Raw genomic sequence first — 16,976 nt, 5'->3', positions numbered from 1 at the left:
TGGGCTTGCGCCGCGCCCAGCGCAGGAGGCGCCGCGTCCGACCGGGCGTTCAGCGGTCCATGTCCTCAAAAAAACCCCGGCCTTGCGGCCGGGGCTCTGTCTGATCAGCAGCCGGAGCTCAATGAGCCACGGACGCCGCACCTTCATCTTCGGCCCGGACTGCGGCCCGTGCGTCGATGCGCGCATCTTCGGCAGCCTCATCCCATTCAATCGGCTCGGGTTGGCGGACCAGCGCGTACCTGAGCACCTGATCCATGCGCGAGACAGGCACGATCTCGAGCCCGTTCTTGACAGATTTGGGAAGGTCCACGAGGTCCTTGGCATTCTCCTCAGGGATCAGCACGGTCTTGATGCCACCGCGCAGGGCGGCAAGCAGCTTTTCCTTGAGCCCGCCAATCGGCAGCACGCGGCCACGCAGCGTGACCTCGCCCGTCATGGCGATGTCGCGACGGATCGGGATCTGCGTCAGCACCGAGACGATGGCTGTCGCCATCGCAATGCCGGCGGAAGGCCCATCCTTGGGCGTTGCGCCTTCCGGCACGTGCACATGGATATCGCGCTTGTCGAAGAAGGGCGGCTTGATGCCGAAATCGACGGCCCGAGAGCGGACATACGAGGCTGCCGCCGAGATCGATTCCTTCATCACGTCCCGCAGGTTGCCGGTGACCGTCATCTTGCCGCGTCCTGGCATGAGCAGGCCTTCGATGGTGAGCAGTTCGCCCCCCACCTCCGTCCAGGCAAGACCGGTCACGACGCCGATCTGGTCTTCGGTCTCGGCTTCGCCGTAGCGGAAGCGCGGCGGGCCGAGATATTCCTCAAGCAGTTCCGGGGTGACGGAGATCTTCTTCTTCCTGTTCAACAAAATGTCCTTCACGCCCTTGCGGACCGTGTTGGATATCTCCCGTTCAAGGTTGCGCACGCCCGCTTCGCGCGTGTAGCGGCGGATCAGCGTTTCCAGCGCTTCATCCGTGAGCTGCCATTCCTTCTTGTCCAGCCCATGCTTGGACACAGCGGTGGGAATGAGATGCTTGCGCGCGATCTCGCCCTTCTCCTCCTCGGTGTAGCCAGCAATGCGGATCACCTCCATCCGGTCCAGCAGCGCGGGCGGGATGTTGAGCGTGTTCGCCGTGGTCACGAACATCACGTTCGACAGGTCGTAGTCCACCTCGAGGTAATGGTCGTTGAAGGTCGAGTTCTGTTCCGGATCCAGCACCTCGAGGAGCGCCGCAGAGGGGTCGCCGCGGAAATCCATGCCCATCTTGTCGATCTCATCAAGCAGGATGAGCGGGTTCGAGGTCTTGGCCTTCTTCATCGACTGGATGATCTTGCCAGGCATCGAGCCGATGTAGGTGCGGCGATGGCCGCGTATCTCAGCCTCGTCACGCACGCCGCCGAGGCTCATGCGCACGAACTCGCGCCCCGTCGCCTTGGCGATGGACTTGCCCAGCGAGGTCTTGCCGACTCCAGGAGGCCCGACAAGGCACAAGATCGGACCCGTGAGCTTGTTGGTGCGCTGCTGCACCGCCAGATATTCGACGATGCGGTCCTTGACCTTTTCGAGGCCGTGATGATCGGCGTCGAGCAGATCCTGCGCGCCCTTGAGGTCCTTCTTGACCTTGGACTTCTTGTTCCACGGAATGCCAAGCATCCAGTCGAGATAGTTGCGCACCACGGTGGCTTCCGCCGACATGGGCGACATCTGACGAAGCTTCTTGACCTCGGCGATGGCCTTGTCGCGCGCTTCCTTGGTGAGCTTGGTCTGCGCGATCTTCTGCTCGATTTCGGCGAGCTCGTCGCGGCCTTCCTCGTTGTCGCCCAGTTCCTTCTGGATCGCCTTCATCTGCTCGTTGAGGTAATACTCGCGCTGCGTCTTCTCCATCTGCCGCTTGACGCGGGAGCGGATGCGCTTCTCCACCTGCAGGACGGAGATCTCGCTCTCCATCAGGCCCAGCACTTTCTCGAGACGGCCGGCGACCTCAAGCGTCTCGAGCACGGACTGCTTGTCCGAGATCTTGACCGCCAGATGAGAAGCGACGGTGTCGCTGAGCTTGGAGGGCACGTCGATCTGGCCGACGGCAGCGACCACCTCGGGCGAGACCTTCTTGTTGAGCTTCACATAGTTCTCGAACTCGGAGATGACCGAGCGGGCCATGGCCTCGACCTCGACCTTCTTGCCCTCGATGTCGGCCAGGGCTTCGACAGTCGCGGCATAAAAGTCGTCGGCGCGGGTGAACGCCTTGATGCGTCCGCGCGAGGCACCCTCCACCAGCACCTTGACCGTGCCGTCAGGCAGCTTCAGCAGTTGCAGGACGCTGGCAAGGGTGCCGATCTCGAAGATGGCGTCGGTGGCCGGATCGTCGTCCGAGGCGTTCTTCTGGGTGGCCAGCACGATCAGTCCGTCAGCCTTGACGACCTCCTCGAGCGCGCGGATCGACTTCTCACGCCCTACGAACAGCGGCACGATCATGTGTGGAAACACGACGATATCGCGCAGCGGAAGCACCGGGTATTCGGCGACTGAACCGGGGACGATGGCAGGGCGAGCTTTTTGAGCGCTCATCGCGAATTCCTTATCGGGTTGCGGCAGCCGAGGCCCCCTTCTGGGCGGCGCGGGGCGACCGAATGCAGGCCAGCGGGCGCTGGACCCGGACCGCAGACACCACCCTGAGTAGGCATGGCTGTCATGATTCTGCGATCGATGTTCAAAGTGGCGATAAGCCGATCATGTTTCAAGCGGCGCCTCGACCGATCGCGATCACCGAGCGGTGATGCCGCCATGCCGGACGCAAGGCACGGGATACAAGGCACGGGATCCGATGCATGAGATGAAAGGCACGCGATGCAAGTGACGCCCTGCCCCGGAAGAGGACAACGGGAGGCCGCCGGTGAAGGGCCAAAGCCGAAGACGGAAAACGGGGCGCAAGGCCCCGTTCATGTGGTGGAACGCCGAAGCGAGACGAAGCCGCTTCAGGCGCTCTTCGATTCCGCGACCTTGTCCTTCTCCTCGTAGATGTAGAGGGGCCGGGCCTTGCCGTCTATCACCTCCGGGCTGATCACCACCTGATTCACGCCGTCGAGGCCCGGAAGATCGTACATCGTCTCGAGCAGGATGCCTTCGAGGATCGAGCGCAGGCCGCGCGCGCCGGTCTTCCGCTCGATGGCCTTGCGGGCAATCACGTTGAGCGCCTCGTCGGAGAAGGACAGCTCGACATCCTCCATCTCGAACAGGCGGGCATACTGCTTGACCAGCGCGTTCTTGGGTTCGGTCAGGATCTTCTTGAGCGCAACCTCGTCGAGATCCTCCAATGTCGCCAGAACCGGCAGGCGGCCGACGAATTCGGGGATGAGGCCGAACTTGAGCAGGTCATCGGGCTCGACCTCACGGAAGATCGCGCCGGCGCGGCGGTCATCGGGACCCTTGACCTTGGCGCCAAAGCCGATCGAGGTGCCCTGCCCACGCGCCGAAATGATCTTCTCGAGACCGGCGAAGGCGCCGCCGCAGATGAACAGGATGTTGGTGGTGTCCACCTGCAGGAACTCCTGCTGGGGATGCTTGCGCCCGCCCTGAGGCGGCACGGACGCGACCGTGCCTTCCATGATCTTGAGCAGGGCCTGCTGCACACCTTCGCCCGACACGTCGCGGGTGATGGACGGATTGTCGGACTTGCGGGAAATCTTGTCGATTTCGTCAATGTAGACGATGCCGCGCTGGGCACGCTCGACATTGTAGTCGGAGGCCTGAAGCAGCTTTAGAATGATGTTCTCGACATCCTCGCCGACATAACCGGCCTCGGTCAACGTCGTGGCGTCGGCCATGGTGAAGGGCACGTCGAGGATGCGCGCCAGCGTCTGGGCCAGCAGCGTCTTGCCCGAGCCGGTGGGCCCGACAAGCAGGATGTTCGACTTCGCCAGTTCCACATCATTGTGCTTGGTGGCGTGGTTGAGACGCTTGTAGTGGTTGTGGACCGCGACCGAGAGCACCTTCTTGGCGTGTTCCTGGCCGATCACGTAATCGTCCAGCACCTTCCGGATTTCCTTGGGGGTGGGCACGCCGTCCTTGGCCTTCACCATCGAGGTCTTCGATTCCTCGCGAATGATGTCCATGCAAAGCTCGACGCATTCATCGCAGATGAACACGGTCGGGCCTGCGATCAGCTTGCGGACTTCATGCTGGCTCTTGCCGCAGAATGAGCAATACAAGGTGCTCTTGGTGTCGCCACTTCCCTTGGTCATGACCTCATCTCCATCGTTGCGCTTGGAAAACCGCCGCAACGCGCGGTCATCACCCTGTGCCGGCTCACCGGAACGCCGTAGTTAACACCCAATCGTGCCAGCAGAACGTTAACGCAAAAGGCTCATACTCATAACATCGTCAGACAAATCTTGCGCCCGCCGATGCGTTCGGCACGCGTGCCGCCAAAACAGTATGGGCCGGCAAGATACGTTCGCCAACCCGTAATCTGTCGCACCTTTGTCGCACAGCAGTGGCCGGCGCGCCGGCCATCATGTCGCGGGGGGGGCGGACGGCGGCACGACCGTGACGGCCGAGCCGTCTTCCGGGCGCTTGTCGATGACCTGATCGATCAGGCCGAAAGCCTTGGCGTCCTCGGCGGACATGTAATTGTCCCGCTCGAGCGCGTCCTCGATTTCCTTGTAGCTGCGACCGGTGTGCTTCACGTAGATCTCGTTCAGGCGCTTCTTGGTCGTGTCGAACTCGCGCGCGTAGATCATGATGTCGGTGACCTTGCCGGAATAGCCGGCCGAGGGCTGGTGCACCATCACGCGCGAATTGGGCAGGGCGAAACGCTGCCCCTTCGCGCCGGCCGTCAGCAGCAGCGAGCCCATGGAAGCCGCCATGCCGAGGCAGATCGTGGTGATGGGAGGCTTCACGAACTGCATCGTGTCATAGATCGACATGCCGGCGGTGACGGAGCCGCCGGGCGAATTGATGTAGAAGGAAATCTCCTTCTTGGGATTGTCGGCTTCGAGGAACAGAAGCTGCGCCACGATCAGAGACGCGCCGTAATCCTCGACCGGGCCAGTGAGGAAGATGATGCGCTCGCGCAGCAGGCGCGAATAGATGTCGAAGGCCCGCTCGCCGCGGCTGGACTGCTCGATCACCATCGGGACGAGATTGCTGTAGACTTCGACGGGGTCGCGGTCGCGGATCATAGGGGGTCGGGCTCCTCATGCGGCGGCAACGATTCGCCTCCGCTCGATCTAATGTAATCAGCACTCCGCTGATTACAAAGGCTCAGAGCCGCCGGGAAGCGCCAGCGGCTCCTGTTTCGCATCATGATGAATCAGCCATGCTCAGGGCTTTCTCCAGCGCCTGCGAGAAGGCCAGCGCCAAGGCCCGTCGCAAGCTGAAGATGGGGCCTCCGGCGCTCGGGGCGCTGGAGAGCATCGCCGCATCGGGCGCGCTCGGCAGCGGCGTTCCTGATGCCGAATTGACAACGGCGGGATCGCTCCCGCCGCTTCAGAATTCCGTGGCGGTGAGGACACAGTCCGCCTTCTTCTCAGTCCGTCTTTTTCTTGGCCTTGGACTTGGCCCTGGCGGGCGTGGCCTCGCCCTCGGCCCCAGCAGCGGGAGCATCCTCATCGGAGAACAGGACCTCGCGGCTTACGGTGCTCTCCTCGACCTTCATCTGGGACAGCAGATGGTCAACCACCTTCTCCTCGAAGATCGGCGCGCGAAGTTCGGCAAGAGCCTGGGGATTCTTGCGGTAGAACTCCCACACCTGCTTTTCCTGGCCCGGATACTGCCGAGCGCGCTCGATCAGAGCCTTGGTGACCTCGTCATCGCTGATCTGGATCTTGGCGCTGTCGCCGATTTCGGCCAGCACGAGGCCCAGGCGCACCCGGCGTTCGCAAATCTTCTGGTACTCGGCACGGGCGGCCTCTTCGGTCGTCCCCTCCTCGACAAATGTCTTGCCGGCCTGCTTCATGTCGGTCTCGACCTGGGACCAGACATTGTTGAACTCCTGCTCGACCAGTGTTGGCGGCAACTCGAAGGTGTATTGTCCGTCAAGCGCATCCAGAAGCGCCTTCTTCAGCTTGCGGCGGGACTGGGCGTCCATCTCGCGCTGGAGTTGGGCCTTCACGGCGCCGCGAAGCGCTTCGAGGCTTTCCATGCCGAAGGCCTTGGCCAGATCCTCGTCGATCTTGACCGGATCGGGTGCCTGCAAGCCGGTGACAGCCACTTCGAAGGTCGCATCCTTGCCGGCAAGGGTCTCGGACAGGTAGTTGACCGGGAACGTGACGTTGATGGTGCGGGTCTCGCCAGCCCTGGCGCCCACCATCTGCTCCTCGAAACCCGGAATGAAGGAATTGGAGCCAAGCACCAGATCCACGCCCTCGCCTGCGCCGCCCTCGAACTTCTCGCCATTGAGATAGCCGGTGAAGTTGATGACAAGCTTGTCGCCGTTCTCGGCGGCGGCGCCATCGGCCTTCGCGGCAAAGGTGCGGTTATGCCCGGCCATGCGCTCGAGCGCGGCCTCGACATCCGCCTCGGGCGCCTCGGCGACGAGACGGGTCAGCATGATGCCGGAGTGGTCGGCAGATTCGATCTTGGGCAGGACCTCGACCGCGACAGTGAAGGCGAGATCGCCCTTTGCGTCGAGCGCGGCCTCGATCTCTTCCTTGCTCTCCGGAAATCTGATCTTGGGCTCCATCGCGAAGCGCAGGGCGTTGTCCGACGAGATCCTGGTGTTGGCCTCATTGACGGCGTTCTGCAGCACGTCGTTCATCACCGAGCGGCCATACATCTTGCGCAGGTAGCCCGGCGGGACCTTGCCTGGGCGGAAGCCGTTGATCTTGACCTTGTCCTTGAGGCCATCGAGCCCATCGACGAGGCGTGTTTCAAGATCGGCGGCGGTGAGCACCACCCTGAATTCGCGCTTGAGGCCCTGCGTGAGGGTTTCTGTCACCTGCATCGTGCTGGTCCGTCCTGAAAACTCGTGTCCAATCTCGTGACGCCGGGCCTGGCACGGATGCGTGGCTCTCGCGGCGGCTGGTGCGGGCGGAGGGACTCGAACCCCCACACCTTGCGGCGGTGGAACCTAAATCCACTGCGTCTACCAATTCCGCCACGCCCGCCAGCCGTCCCCGTCGAGCCATCAGCCGGCACCGGATTCAGCGGCCCGTATAGCAGGAGTTGCAAAGAGTGCAGCAAAAAAATGCGGCATGCGGGCGGGCTGCCCCCCGGACTGGCCAGACGGAATTCCGGGGGGCATGACACGGCGGCACGCTCACCACGATCATCACCAGGATCATCGATGTCGGCCAGACCAACGCTGACGGTTTTCCGTTCGGCTGACGAGAAACGGCGTGCCGAAACGCCAGACACGAAAAGGCGGAAGAGCAACGTCCGCCCTTGATGTTGCCGCGTCGCGGCTCGCCCGATGATCTGGATGACCCGGCGCGTCTCGGGCTCGACAATCACGGTGCGGCAGCACGGGGCAGACTGCGACCGGCTCTTCATGGGCGTGGGACGGCACGCGCCGCTCGACCACATGGCTGCGGAACGCGGGCGGCGCTGGCGCTCGAGCCTGCCGAAAACACTGCGTAACCGGCCTCCGGCCTTGAGCCCTTGAGGGCCCCCATGGCATGGAGAGAGATGACACGGATCGACCGAACCGCCCTCACCCGCCGCACTGCTCTTGCAAGCGCGCTTGCTTGCGCAGCGACGCCCTTGCTGGCGCAGCAGGAGCGGAGCCAGCGCCAGGCCCCTGCGGCAGGCGGCGCAGGCGTTGCGACGGCCGGAGCGCCGCGCGAGCTTACGCACACACTGAACCTTGCGCCGGCCAAGGCGCGGCTGCGCCCCTCGCCCCCTGTCGAGTACGATGTCTGGGCGACCGACGGCGCGATCCCTGCAAGGCCGATCCGCATGCGGCTGGGCGACAGCGCGGCCGTGACCGTGAACAACCGCACCGACCAGCCGCTCGCGCTGCATTGGCATGGCGTGCGCGGCGCCGCGGCGATGGATGGCGTGGGCGGCTTTTCGCAGGAGCCCATCGCGCCGGGCGGCAGCTTCACCTATCGGCTCACGCCGCCTGATGCCGGCACATTCTTCTGGCGTCCGATGATGCTGGGCCAGTCGGGGCCATTGCAGGATCGCGGCCTGTCCGGCGCGCTGATCGTGGAGGAAGCGATGCCGCCGCCTGTCGATCTCGATGTCGCGGTGATCATCGATGACTGGCTGTTGACCGACGACAACCGGATCGCGCCCTTCGATCGCGGGCCCAGCCACGCCGCCGGCGGACGGCTCGGAAGCTGGATCACGGTGAATGGCCGCTCCGCGCCCGAGCGCATTGCCGTGGCGCAGGGCGCACGGGTCAGGCTCAGGCTGATCTCGACCTGCAACGCACGGCTGATGCGGCTGCGCTTCGATGGCATGCGGCCCTATGTGATCGCGGTGGACGGACAGCCGACCGACAGCTTCGAGCCATTGCGCGCGGCGCTGCCCTTCGCGCCGGGCACGCGCTATGATCTGCTGATCGATGTGCCGACGGAGGCCGGAGCGGTCGGATCGGTGGTGGCGCAACTGGGCGGTGGCCTGCCGCTGGTCATGCTCACCGCCGGGGAGAGGCCCGTGTCCCGGCCGCCCCTGCCCGCCATCGGTCCCATCGGCGAGAACAGGCTCCTGCCGGCCGCCGTCCGGCTGCAGGATGCGCACCGCGCGGAGATGGTGATCGAGGGCGGCGCCAGGGTCGGCGCCGAAGGCAAGCTGGATATGGCGGGACTTGATGCCGAGCGCCCCTGGCGGGTCAATGGCGCCTCAGGCAGCCTCTCGTCAAAGCCACTGTTCAGCGTGGCGCGCGGCAAGCCGATCGTGCTTGCCGTCACCAACCGCACGGCGTGGACGCAGGTCATCCACCTGCACGGGCACAGCGCTCGCCTGCTCCACCCCCTCGATGATGGCTGGGAGCCTTACTGGACGGACACGGCGCAGATCCCGGAGGGTCGCACGCTGCGATTCGCCTTCCCGGCCGGAAGCCCCGGCCGCTGGCTGATCTCGTCTGCCGTGGTGGAGCGCTTCGATGCCGGCTTGTGGAGCTGGTTCGAGGTGACCTGACCTCAAGACGAGACGGAACGCCGTCCCTCAGCGGCCCTTCAGGACCCGCATGAACACGGCAAGGCCAACGCCGGAGGCGCGGCCGATGAGCGCGGCCGATGATCTCGGCGAGGATCTCGGCGAGGATCATGCGCGCCCCCCGCGCTTCTGCAAGAGAGGCCCACAGGACGGCGGTGCCAATCGTTTGCGGAGCAAAAGGGCGGCGCACTGCCGCCGAGCCGCCAGGAAGCGCGCGCCGGGCCGGGCGATGCACACGAAGAATGCAGGCTGCCTAATATTTGGCCATATCACGCAAACGGTTTATGCAGCTTCGGTCCGGGCTCATCTGGCTTGCCCTGATCCGGATGGTATGAGAAGCGTGCTCAAGAGTGCCGTTCGGCGGGGAGCTGTCACGCATGAAGAAAATCGAAGCGATCATCAAACCCTTCAAGCTCGACGAGGTGAAGGAGGCGCTGCAGGAGATCGGCCTGCAGGGCATAACCGTGATCGAGGCCAAGGGCTTTGGCCGCCAGAAGGGCCATACCGAGCTTTACCGCGGCGCAGAGTATGTCGTCGACTTCCTGCCGAAGGTGAAGATCGAGATCGTTCTCAACGACGAGCTGCTCGACAAGGCCATCGAAGCCATCAAATCGGCCGCCCAGACGGGCCGGATCGGTGATGGCAAGATTTTTGTATCTACGGTGGAGGAAGCCATCCGCATCCGCACCGGTGAAACGGGCGCGGACGCGGTCTGAAAGACCCCGGCACGGGATCGCAGTACGGCCAGGACCAGACCTTAAACCTCGGAGCCCAGTTTTCGGGGCTCCTGACCCTGAAACTGATGAAGCTGAGGAAACAAAGATGAAGACCGCCAAGGACGTCCTCAAGGCGATCAAGGACAACGACGTCAAGTATGTCGATTTTCGTTTCACCGATCCGCGCGGCAAGTGGCAGCATGTCACCTTCGACGTGTCGATGATCGACGAGGACATCTTCGCGGAAGGCACCATGTTCGACGGCTCGTCGATCGCGGGCTGGAAGGCCATCAACGAGTCCGACATGATCCTTATGCCGGACCCGACCACCGCCACCATGGACCCGTTCTTCTCGGCCTCGACCATGTCGATAGTCTGCGACATTCTCGAGCCCTCCACCGGCGAGCCCTATGGGCGCGATCCTCGCGGCATGGCCAAGAAGGCCGAGGCCTACCTCAAGTCCACCGGGATCGGCGACACCATCTTCATCGGTCCGGAAGCCGAATTCTTCATCTTCGATGACGTGAAGTTCGCGGCCGACCCATACAACACCGGCTTCAAGCTCGACAGCACGGAACTGCCCACCAACGGCATGACCGACTATGAAGGCGGCAACATGGGCCACCGGGTCCAGACCAAGGGCGGCTACTTCCCCGTCCCGCCGCAGGACACCGCCCAGGACATGCGCGGCGAAATGCTTGCGGCGATGGCATCGATGGGCGTGACTGTCGAGAAGCATCACCACGAGGTCGCGTCCGCCCAGCATGAACTCGGCATGAAGTTCGACACGCTGGTCAAGATGGGCGACCAGATGCAGATCTATAAGTACGCCATCCACAACGTGGCGCAGAGCTATGGCAAGACGGCGACCTTCATGCCGAAGCCGGTCTATGGCGACAACGGCTCGGGCATGCACGTCCACCAGTCGATCTGGAAGAACGGCAAGCCTGTCATGGCCGGCAACAAGTATGCCGATCTGAGCCAGGAGTGCCTGTGGTACATCGGCGGCATCATCAAGCACGCCAAGGCGCTCAACGCCTTCACCAATCCCTCCACCAACTCCTACAAGCGTCTCGTCCCCGGCTATGAGGCCCCGGTGCTGCTGGCCTACTCGGCCCGCAACCGCTCGGCCTCTTGCCGCATTCCATGGACGCAGTCGCCGAAGGCGAAGCGCGTGGAAGTGCGCTTCCCCGATCCGATGGCGAACCCCTATCTCGCCTTCGCCGCCATGTTGATGGCCGGCATCGACGGCATTGTGAACAAGATCGATCCGGGCCCGGCCATGGACAAGGATCTGTATGACCTGCCGCCGAAGGAGCTCAAGAAGATCCCCACCGTGTGCGGCTCGCTCGAGGAAGCGCTCGCCAACCTCGACAAGGATCGCGGCTTCCTGAAGGCTGGCGGCGTGTTCAATGACGACTTCATCGACAGCTACATCGAGCTGAAGAAGGCCGAAGCGGACCGGTTCCGCATGACGCCGCACCCGCTCGAATTCGTGATGTACTACTCTCTCTGAGAGCGAAGGCGGGGCCTTGCGTCCCGCCCCACCGATTCCTCCCGACCGTGTAAGCGGTCTGCCTCAAGCCGGAGCGGCGACGCTCCGGTTTTTTTGGGCGTCGAGGCCAGGTCAGGCTGCGCGGGGCCGGGCGCCAGCTGGCGCGCCGGAGACTGTTCCGGCATAGGCGGCCATGGTGCGCGCCACATGACGCTCGGTGCTGAGCGGATCGCTCCAGTAGCGCGCATGGGCGGCGGCCCCCATGCGGGCGGCGGCGGCATCGTCCTTCATCTGCGTCAGCGCCGCAGCCAGGCCCTCGGCGTCTCCGCCATCCACCAGCAACCCGTCCTCGCCATGCTCGATCCAGCTCGCCGGACCGGTGGTGCGCGCGAGCACGACCGGGACGCCGGCGGAGCGTGCCTCGGCGATGACGAGAGGTCCGGGCTCGTACCACAGCGACGGCAGGACAAGGCAGCGCGCGCGGGCGATCTCGTCGAACACCTGGTCCGCTGGCACCCAGCCCGCGACTTCGGCAGCGGGGTTGAGCCGTGCGATCCGGTCGGACAGAGGCCCCTCGCCGACGAAACGGACCGGCATTCGCGCCGCAGCGGCGGCCACAGCCAGCACATCGGCGGCCTTTTCCTGCGTGAAGCGCCCGAGGAAGAGCGCATGGCGGTTCGCAGCCACATCAGCGGGCGGGCGACGCTCGGCCTCCATCATGTTCTCGACCGTGCGATGGCGGGCATGGCGCGGCAAGAAAGGCTCGGCGAAACTGCGCGCGAAGTCCGAAACATGCAGAAATGTCAGGTCCGCACAGGCAGCCAGCGCGCGGTCGGAACGCCATTGCCGTGCCACGCGCACAAGCTTGTGCGCATAGGAGGCGCGGTCGCAATTGCTGGTGATGCAGGCCGCGCCCATGGGGGACCTGTCGCAGGGGCGGCCCTGCTGGAAGTCAAAGTAGCCGCCCACCGGGCAGAAGGAGAAGTAGTCATGCATGGTCACGAAGACGGGGCGCGCGCTTGCCGCAGCAGCAGCGATCGCCGCGGGCGAGAAAGCCTTGGTCCACTGATGCAGATGAACCGCCGTCCCGTCAGGCTGCCGCCGCAGCAGAGCCAGCAGCCAGTCATGGGCGGGCTGGTTCCAGATGCCCTGACGGGCGGCCGCAAGCTTGCCAGGCACCTTCCAGACCTCGTCTGCGCCGAACAGTTCCACGGATATGTTGGCGTGATGGAGCCGTTCCGAAACCGGGGCGATGCAGGCGGCGAAGACAACCTCGACGCCGGCCTCGGCGAGGCCACGTGCGCTCTCGATGGCCACCTTGGCGGCGCCGCCATTGACGGCGGCAAAATCGCTGACGATCACGACACGCATGCTGGCTCCCGCGTCCCGGCCCTGCCAAGCTTCATGTCATCGGAGGATTGATTTTGGCTTACGCCAGGACGGGATCAGGAAAGGCTGGCCGTCGCAAGGCCCAGCAACGCCATCAGCGCGGCGGCCCAATACAGCCAGCCGCCCGTGGCGTCGGCGCGCTTGACCCTCGAGGTCGCATCCTCGCAAGCGAATGACTGGCCAGCCAGTTCGGCAACGCGTGAGAGCCTGATGTGATCATACCGGGACGAACGCACGGACACGACATCTCTCCTCGAAGAAGCGACAGCACTAATATTGACACAATCATCTTAAAGAAAGGCGAAGTCGCGATTCGCAGATCCATTGACGCCGTTTTGCAGGGCAGAATGAAGTTTGTGTGACGCCAGGCAAAAAGCCGCCATATCAAAATCGATGGAGCCAAAGTGTCACGCGGGTGTCATGTTTGCTTCGCAGGGGTGCGCGGCTCGACAGCGCTGGCCCTCAACGCGCCGGCGGAGCAGCAAGAGGCGCTCCACAGGGTCGCCATATTTGTCCGAAATGAGCAATGGAAGTGCACTTGATGGATCAGCGCATGAATGCATCGCAGCGCGCCGAGGACGCAGAAAATCTCGGCTCGAACCCAACCAGCAATCCGACACTGGGCGACATCATAGCGCTTCGCCATGATCGCCGGGCCGTCCTGAAAGGCGCGCTTGCCGTGGCCGCCATGTCAGGCTCGGTGGTTCCGATGGCGCTGGCAACCGCTCCTGCCGCCCCCGCAGCGGATGCTGCGCCGTCCTTTCGTTTCGCCGAGATCGTGGCCGGCTCCGATGAGCGGCATCATGTGGCGGACGGCTATGCCGCCGATGTGCTGATCCGCTGGGGCGATCCCGTGGAAGCAGGGGCGCCCGCCTGGAATCCGGACATGCAGACGCCGGAGGCGCAGGCGAAGCAGTTCGGATACAATAATGATTTCGTGGGATATCTGCCGATCGATGGATCACGCCGCGGCCTGCTGGTCATCAACCACGAATACACCAATGAGGAGCTGATGTTTCCTTCCTTGCCGGGACGGCAGGATGTGCGCAACGTTCGCTTCCGCGACATGACGGCGGAACTGGTCGACATCGAGATGATGGCTCATGGCGGCAGCATCATCGAGATCATGCGCGGCGCTGAGGGCAAATGGTCCATCGTGGCAGACTCGCGCCATGCACGGCGGATCACGGCGCAAACGCCGATGGAGATCACGGGGCCGGCGGCAGGCCATGAGCGGATGCGCACTTCGGAAGATCCCACAGGCCGGCTCGTGCGCGGCATGCTCAACAATTGCGCTGGCGCGACCACGCCGTGGGGCACATGGCTTACCTGCGAAGAGAACATCAACGGTTACTTCCAGGGCCGCCTTCCCAAGAATCATCCCGAGGCGCAGAATTACCGCCGCATGGGCATCCCTGGCGCCTGGTTCGACTGGGGCCGATACCACGCGCGCTTCGACGTTGCGCGCGAACCACGCGAGGCCAACCGGTTCGGCTGGGTCGTCGAGATCGACCCGTTCGACCCGACCTCTCGCCCCAAGAAGCGGACGGCCATGGGCCGCTTCAAGCATGAGGGCGCGGCCAACATCATCAATCAGGATGGGCGCTTCGTTGTCTATCAGGGCGACGACGAGCGCTTCGACTATGTCTACCGCTTCGTGACGGACGCCGCCGTCAACATGGCTGATCGCAGCGCCAACCGTGACATCCTCGATCACGGCGCCTTGTCCGTGGCGCGCTATGACGCGAACGGCACCGGCCAGTGGCTGCCGCTGGTGTTCGGAACAGGCCCGCTGACGCCGGAGAATGGCTTTGCAAGCCAGGCCGACGTCCTCATTGAGACGCGGCGGGCGGCAGATCTGCTTGGCGCCACGCGCATGGACCGGCCCGAGGATATCGAGGCCAATCCCAGGACCAACAAGGTCTATGTGATGCTGACCAGCAATACGCGGCGGACCGCAGCGCAGGTGGACGCCGCTAATCCGCGCGCGGACAACCGCTTCGGCCACATCATCGAAATGGAGCCGGAAGGCGCAAACCATGCGGCCGAGCGGTTCACATGGAATATCCTGCTGCGTTGCGGAGATCCCTCGATCGCGGCGGTGGGCGCCACGTTCGCCGCCTCGACCACGCGCAATGGCTGGTTCGGCATGCCGGACAATTGCGCCGTCGACCACCAGGGGCGACTCTGGATTGCGACGGATGGCAACTCACAGGCTGCGACTGGCCGCGCCGACGGGATCTGGGCCGTCGAGACGGACGGAGCGGCGCGGGGAGGCTCGAAGCATTTCTTCCGCTGCCCCAGCGGGGCGGAGCTGTGCGGCCCCTATTTCACCCCTGATGACGAAACCCTCTTCGTCGCCGTGCAGCATCCGGGCGAAGCGGATGATGACGATCCGGCCGCGAAGCCCGCGACCTATACGACGCCGTCGACGCGGTGGCCTGACCACAAGCCCGGGATACCCCCTCGCCCCAGCGTCGTCGCCATCACCCGCATCGGAGGTGGGCGGATCGCGGACTGACGTAGCCGGCATTGCCGGCACCCCACAGGGCGCGGTCTGTCACAAAAACGCCACAGACGATTCTTAATTGAGAATTAACGGAATCAGTTCAATGATTCTTGTTAGAGCAGCGAGGTCGCGCGGATGTACCGCGATCCCTGCCTTAGGACGGGTGGCCCTCAAGCCGCCCGTTTCGTTTTTCAGGGCCTTCGGTCTGCTTTCAGTCCGCTCCCTTGGCCGCGCGCCAGGCCTGCACCAGCGCGCGGGCCCTTCCGCGCACGTCGTCCACGCTGCTGCCCGGGCTGTAGAGGGACGAGCCGATCCCGAAGCCGTCCGCGCCGGCCGCCAGATAAGGCGCCATGGTCTGGGCGTTGACGCCGCCGACCGGCACCATGCGCGCAGTCTTCGGAAACACGGCGCGCAGCGCCTTGAGAACGGCAGGCGTGACCTGCTCGCCCGGAAAGAGCTTGAGCATGTCCGCGCCGGCCTCAAGGGCGGCAAAGCCTTCGCTGGCCGTGGCGACGCCGGGCGCCGACATCAGGCCCAGCGCCTTGGTCCGGCGGATGACCGCCTTGTCCATGTTGGGCGAGACGATCAGACGCCCTCCCGCAGCGGCGACCTGATCGACCTCGGCGGGATCAAGAACAGTGCCGGCCCCGATGATGACCTGCTGGCCGAAGGCGCGGCCCAGGCTTGCCACCGAGACAAGCGGATCGGGCGAATTGAGCGGCACCTCGATGATGGTGAAGCCGGCCTCGACAAGCGCCTCGGCCACAGCCTCGCATTCATCAGGGCGGATGCCGCGCAGGATGGCGATGAGCGGCATGGCCGCGAGGGCCTGATCGAGCGAGATCATGCGGCGCCTCGCAGTCGGCGCATCACCGCGATCTGGCCAGCGACGACGCAGCGATCCGGCGCTGGCGTCAGCTTGCGTCCCAGCAGTTCGGCAGCGGCGACATAGCGCGATACGAGATCGCCCGAGCCGACCACGATGCCCTCGCTGCCCCGTGGCAAGGCGGCGGAGAGTTCCGCCGCGATCAGCAGGCCCGAGAGATAATCAGGGAGCTCCACAGCAGCAAGGCGCCCGAAAAGACCCAGCGTGCGCGTGCCGAACACGGCATTGAGCAAGGCCCCGCCGCTTGGGAGATCGCGGCCGGCCTCGACGCCGCGCGCAAAGCCGTCGCCGCTCGCCTTGCCCTCGGCCATCAGCCGGCCCAGGATGGTGTGCCCCCTGAGCGCGGCGAAGACCTCGCCTGTCATGTAGCTGTTGAAGGACAGCAGGCGGGAGCCTGCCACCTCGATGCGCTTGGAATGGGTGCCGGGCATGATGAAGACGCCGCCCTCCCTGCCCATCAGATGCAGGGCTCCGAAGACTTGCGTCTCTTCCCCGCGCATCACGTCCGGCATCCCGCCTTCAGGCTCCTGCATCACGCCCGGAATGAGCCGGATCGGACCGAGGCCCGGCTCGTCGATGGACACCACGCGCGCTGCGAGATCAGCCAGCGTCGCCGGCATGCCGACATAAGGGGCCTCGATCCAGCCCTGACGGCTGCCGATCATGCCTGACATGACAATCGGGCAATCGCGCGCGTCTTCGGGCAGCCGGCCGATCAGGCCGCGCAGCACGGCGCCATGCTCGCCGGCTCCAATGCTGAGGATGCCGCTGGCCTCGCTGACCTCCGCAGCGATGGCGCCCGCCTTGACCCAATAGGCGCGGAACGAGGTCGTACCCCAATCCACAGCGACCAGATTGGCCTTGTCATCAGGTTCGGACATGGGCAT

Annotated in this window: 13 protein-coding genes and 1 tRNA gene; 5 read left to right on the top strand and 9 right to left on the bottom strand. The window is 64.5% G+C overall.

Translation table 11 applies throughout. From position 1 onward, the window contains the following. Positions 1–118: 118 nt before the first annotated feature. The 5 genes from lon to HEQ16_09915 all read right to left on the bottom strand — a co-directional run bounded on the left by lon (position 119) and on the right by HEQ16_09915 (position 7,098). Positions 119–2,560, bottom strand: coding sequence for an endopeptidase La (lon, locus tag HEQ16_09935; protein ID MCO4054349.1), 2,442 nt, complete (start codon positions 2,558–2,560; stop codon positions 119–121). A gap of 407 nt (positions 2,561–2,967) precedes the next feature. Next, positions 2,968–4,233 (bottom strand): ATP-dependent Clp protease ATP-binding subunit ClpX, encoded by a 1,266-nt coding sequence (clpX, locus tag HEQ16_09930; protein ID MCO4054348.1) that lies wholly within the window; start codon positions 4,231–4,233, stop codon positions 2,968–2,970. 270 nt (positions 4,234–4,503) lie between these two features. Further along, positions 4,504–5,172 carry an ATP-dependent Clp protease proteolytic subunit gene (locus tag HEQ16_09925; protein ID MCO4054347.1) on the bottom strand — a complete coding sequence of 223 codons (669 nt, stop codon included), beginning with the start codon at positions 5,170–5,172 and terminating at the stop codon, positions 4,504–4,506. A 347-nt stretch (positions 5,173–5,519) separates the two neighbouring features. Beyond that, positions 5,520–6,935: a trigger factor gene (locus tag HEQ16_09920; GenBank protein ID MCO4054346.1), complete on the bottom strand. Its 1,416-nt coding sequence runs from the start codon at positions 6,933–6,935 to the stop codon at positions 5,520–5,522. 78 nt (positions 6,936–7,013) lie between these two features. Then, a tRNA-Leu gene (locus HEQ16_09915) sits at positions 7,014–7,098 on the bottom strand. Between the two features lie 305 nt (positions 7,099–7,403). Between HEQ16_09915 and HEQ16_09910 the strand changes: the two genes are divergently transcribed. From HEQ16_09910 to glnA, 4 genes are all read left to right on the top strand, one after another. Continuing rightward, positions 7,404–7,595: a hypothetical protein gene (locus HEQ16_09910; protein ID MCO4054345.1), complete on the top strand. Its 192-nt coding sequence runs from the start codon at positions 7,404–7,406 to the stop codon at positions 7,593–7,595. Positions 7,596–7,618: 23 nt separating this feature from the next. Beyond that, positions 7,619–9,076, top strand: coding sequence for a multicopper oxidase family protein (locus tag HEQ16_09905; GenBank protein ID MCO4054344.1), 1,458 nt, complete (start codon positions 7,619–7,621; stop codon positions 9,074–9,076). Between the two features lie 395 nt (positions 9,077–9,471). Further along, the gene (locus HEQ16_09900) at positions 9,472–9,810 is read left to right on the top strand and encodes a P-II family nitrogen regulator (GenBank protein ID MCO4054343.1); all 339 of its coding nucleotides are present in this window, start codon (positions 9,472–9,474) and stop codon (positions 9,808–9,810) included. 106 nt (positions 9,811–9,916) lie between these two features. Next, positions 9,917–11,326 (top strand): type I glutamate--ammonia ligase, encoded by a 1,410-nt coding sequence (gene glnA / locus HEQ16_09895; protein ID MCO4054342.1) that lies wholly within the window; start codon positions 9,917–9,919, stop codon positions 11,324–11,326. 111 nt (positions 11,327–11,437) lie between these two features. On the opposite strand, the gene HEQ16_09890 is transcribed toward glnA, so the two are convergent. Both HEQ16_09890 and HEQ16_09885 read right to left on the bottom strand, forming a co-directional pair. After that, positions 11,438–12,676: a glycosyltransferase family 4 protein gene (locus tag HEQ16_09890; GenBank protein ID MCO4054341.1), complete on the bottom strand. Its 1,239-nt coding sequence runs from the start codon at positions 12,674–12,676 to the stop codon at positions 11,438–11,440. Positions 12,677–12,750: 74 nt separating this feature from the next. Continuing rightward, on the bottom strand, positions 12,751–12,936 hold the full coding sequence (locus tag HEQ16_09885) for a hypothetical protein (GenBank protein MCO4054340.1): 186 nt from the start codon (positions 12,934–12,936) through the stop codon (positions 12,751–12,753). A gap of 284 nt (positions 12,937–13,220) precedes the next feature. Between HEQ16_09885 and HEQ16_09880 the strand changes: the two genes are divergently transcribed. Beyond that, on the top strand, positions 13,221–15,215 hold the full coding sequence (locus HEQ16_09880; GenBank protein MCO4054339.1) for a PhoX family phosphatase: 1,995 nt from the start codon (positions 13,221–13,223) through the stop codon (positions 15,213–15,215). Positions 15,216–15,414: 199 nt separating this feature from the next. Here the strand turns inward: HEQ16_09880 and HEQ16_09875 are convergent, their stop codons facing one another. Both HEQ16_09875 and HEQ16_09870 read right to left on the bottom strand, forming a co-directional pair. Beyond that, entirely contained in the window at positions 15,415–16,050 is a 636-nt protein-coding gene (locus HEQ16_09875; protein ID MCO4054338.1) for a 2-dehydro-3-deoxy-6-phosphogalactonate aldolase, read from the bottom strand. Further along, positions 16,047–16,970 carry a 2-dehydro-3-deoxygalactonokinase gene (locus HEQ16_09870; GenBank protein ID MCO4054337.1) on the bottom strand — a complete coding sequence of 308 codons (924 nt, stop codon included), beginning with the start codon at positions 16,968–16,970 and terminating at the stop codon, positions 16,047–16,049. The genes HEQ16_09875 and HEQ16_09870 overlap by 4 nt, the downstream gene beginning before the upstream one ends. Between the last annotated feature and the right edge of the window lie 6 nt (positions 16,971–16,976).

Source organism: Bosea sp. (in: a-proteobacteria), from assembly GCA_023910605.1.
Classification (GTDB): domain Bacteria; phylum Pseudomonadota; class Alphaproteobacteria; order Rhizobiales; family Beijerinckiaceae; genus Allobosea.
The sequence above is the reverse complement of the archived record's forward strand: the minus strand, read 5'-3'. Positions and strand labels throughout refer to the sequence as shown.

Coding starts and splice junctions, on each gene's coding strand:
- HEQ16_09905 (MCO4054344.1), top strand. CDS start 7,619: ATGACACGGATCGACCGAACCGCCCTCACCCGCCGCACTGCTCTTGCA.
- HEQ16_09910 (MCO4054345.1), top strand. CDS start 7,404: ATGATCTGGATGACCCGGCGCGTCTCGGGCTCGACAATCACGGTGCGG.
- HEQ16_09890 (MCO4054341.1), bottom strand. CDS start 12,676: ATGCGTGTCGTGATCGTCAGCGATTTTGCCGCCGTCAATGGCGGCGCC.
- HEQ16_09920 (MCO4054346.1), bottom strand. CDS start 6,935: ATGCAGGTGACAGAAACCCTCACGCAGGGCCTCAAGCGCGAATTCAGG.
- HEQ16_09925 (MCO4054347.1), bottom strand. CDS start 5,172: ATGATCCGCGACCGCGACCCCGTCGAAGTCTACAGCAATCTCGTCCCG.
- HEQ16_09870 (MCO4054337.1), bottom strand. CDS start 16,970: ATGTCCGAACCTGATGACAAGGCCAATCTGGTCGCTGTGGATTGGGGT.
- clpX (MCO4054348.1), bottom strand. CDS start 4,233: ATGACCAAGGGAAGTGGCGACACCAAGAGCACCTTGTATTGCTCATTC.
- HEQ16_09880 (MCO4054339.1), top strand. CDS start 13,221: ATGGAAGTGCACTTGATGGATCAGCGCATGAATGCATCGCAGCGCGCC.
- lon (MCO4054349.1), bottom strand. CDS start 2,560: ATGAGCGCTCAAAAAGCTCGCCCTGCCATCGTCCCCGGTTCAGTCGCC.
- HEQ16_09900 (MCO4054343.1), top strand. CDS start 9,472: ATGAAGAAAATCGAAGCGATCATCAAACCCTTCAAGCTCGACGAGGTG.
- glnA (MCO4054342.1), top strand. CDS start 9,917: ATGAAGACCGCCAAGGACGTCCTCAAGGCGATCAAGGACAACGACGTC.
- HEQ16_09875 (MCO4054338.1), bottom strand. CDS start 16,050: ATGATCTCGCTCGATCAGGCCCTCGCGGCCATGCCGCTCATCGCCATC.